Genomic DNA, 1,259 nt, shown 5'->3' with positions numbered 1-1,259 from the left:
ACAGCCCGTCGTCGCGTCGCCGAAGCAGAGGGAGCGTCCAAATGAATGATGCCAGCTTCATCTGCGCCATCTGCCAGCAGGAGCGCGAAAACCGCTGGCTCAAGAGCGGTCGCAACCGACACATCGCGCCGCTGTGCTGGTCCTGCGAAGAAAGCTACCGGGCTCGTGTGACCGCAGGGTCGTTCATGGACCGCCGAAAGGCTTCGCAGATCTTTGCTTTGTCTGAGGCGCTGTGCGGCAAAGCGCACGCACTGAAATGGGAGGCGCAGTATGGCCGCGCGTGACTATGAGGTGGCGCCCGTCACCGAAAGCCTGCAACTCGATAAGATCATCACCGGCTTAGCCGGCGACCTTGAGGCGCTGCGCGCTGGCAAGATCAGCGTCAACGACGCTATCGCCCGCAGTCTTCTCGCCAAGCAAATCTTTAACGGCGTCCGCCTGTACCTGAACGGGACGAAGATGCTCGCGGATCAGGCGCGTGAGGTTCAACGACTTCCTGAGACTGCGGAATGATCCGTCGTCGCGTCGCCGAAGCAGATCAGATCTCAGTGGGGAGTTAGATCCATGACGCTCAACATTCCGAACCTGAACAAGCTCATCATGCATTTGGAAGCGCAGCCGCCGGAGCGGATCAATATGGGATTTGTTGCCGTGAGAGAGCGTCCAGAGTGTGGAACGGCTGGATGCATTGCTGGGCACGCTAGGCTGTTGGGCTCAGAAGGCATCAGGGATTGGCTAGGTTTAACGTCAGAAGGCGCGTGTAGCCTGATTGAGCCAACCGGCTGGGCAGGCGAACAGTTCGGCGTCCAACGCTACCCAGCCCACCGCGTCATCGCCACCCTCAAGCGCCTCCGAGACCGGTTCATGGTGACAGGTGAGATCGTCGTGGACTGGGGACCGGAGCCGACCGCTGGCGAGCCTTGGGTTGCCCCGCAGGCGATTGAGCTGACGCCGCCCGCCCTGCCTGACGAGATCACCCGGCTTCTCGGCAGCAAGGTGGAGGCGTAGCCATGGACGGCCAACCAGATCCGCACCGGTCTCAGATCCTACGGCAGCAGTGCAACCGGATCCTTCGCAGCAAGGACATCCACGATGTCGTAGGCGCCGTCGAGATGATCGCGGCAGACGCAATTCTCAGTCTGCCGGGCATCTCCGAAGCCGCGGCTATCTCAGCTGCTGACGCCATCGCCGCCGACATCCGCAACATCATCCGCGAACGCTTTACCACTCAGGGGAAAGGACACTGACCCATGCCCGTC

4 protein-coding genes are annotated in these 1,259 nt (G+C 61.4%); all 4 read left to right on the top strand.

What is annotated here, in order from left to right:
- Window positions 1-41 precede the first annotated feature (41 nt).
- Genes MKK88_RS05645 through MKK88_RS05630 form a run of 4 tightly spaced genes read left to right on the top strand, consistent with a single transcriptional unit; the run spans window position 42 to window position 1,247 of the window.
- Window positions 42-284 carry a hypothetical protein gene (locus tag MKK88_RS05645; RefSeq protein WP_243997720.1) on the top strand — a complete coding sequence of 81 codons (243 nt, stop codon included), beginning with the start codon at window positions 42-44 and terminating at the stop codon, window positions 282-284.
- The gene (locus tag MKK88_RS05640; protein ID WP_243997718.1) at window positions 271-513 is read left to right on the top strand and encodes a hypothetical protein; all 243 of its coding nucleotides are present in this window, start codon (window positions 271-273) and stop codon (window positions 511-513) included. The genes MKK88_RS05645 and MKK88_RS05640 overlap by 14 nt, the downstream gene beginning before the upstream one ends.
- A 51-nt stretch (window positions 514-564) precedes the next feature.
- Window positions 565-1,008: a hypothetical protein gene (locus MKK88_RS05635; protein ID WP_243997716.1), complete on the top strand. Its 444-nt coding sequence runs from the start codon at window positions 565-567 to the stop codon at window positions 1,006-1,008.
- A gap of 2 nt (window positions 1,009-1,010) precedes the next feature.
- Window positions 1,011-1,247 carry a hypothetical protein gene (locus MKK88_RS05630; protein ID WP_243997714.1) on the top strand — a complete coding sequence of 79 codons (237 nt, stop codon included), beginning with the start codon at window positions 1,011-1,013 and terminating at the stop codon, window positions 1,245-1,247.
- Window positions 1,248-1,259: the final 12 nt, after the last annotated feature.

Source organism: Methylobacterium sp. E-005, from assembly GCF_022829725.1.
Taxonomy (GTDB): domain Bacteria; phylum Pseudomonadota; class Alphaproteobacteria; order Rhizobiales; family Beijerinckiaceae; genus Methylobacterium.
The sequence above is the reverse complement of the archived record's forward strand: the minus strand, read 5'-3'. Positions and strand labels throughout refer to the sequence as shown.